Annotated in this window: 1 pseudogene; it reads right to left on the bottom strand. The window is 72.6% G+C overall.

From position 1 onward, the window contains the following. Nucleotides 1-99 precede the first annotated feature (99 nt). Nucleotides 100-230 (bottom strand): annotated as a pseudogene (locus SB751_RS35920) (TetR family transcriptional regulator); the annotation flags it as partial.

The following is a 230-nucleotide window of genomic DNA, read 5'->3' on the forward strand; positions in this document are numbered from 1 at the left end:
GCTTGAGGGTCATGGCCGGATTGTAGGGGCACGGCCTGGCGTGGCGGCGGCCGGCGCGGCATCGGGACGCGGGCGAACGGGTCGGCCGCGTCCAGGGGGTCAAGCGGCCTGCGGCGTCCGCAGTTGCGGCGACAGCCGCAGGGTGTCGATGGCGGCGCGGAGCATGCGCTCGACGCGCGGCCAGATATCACCCTTGAGGCGATCGGACCAGCAGATAGTGCCGAACACGC

This window comes from Cupriavidus sp. SIMBA_020, assembly GCF_046535395.1.
GTDB lineage: Bacteria > Pseudomonadota > Gammaproteobacteria > Burkholderiales > Burkholderiaceae > Cupriavidus > Cupriavidus campinensis.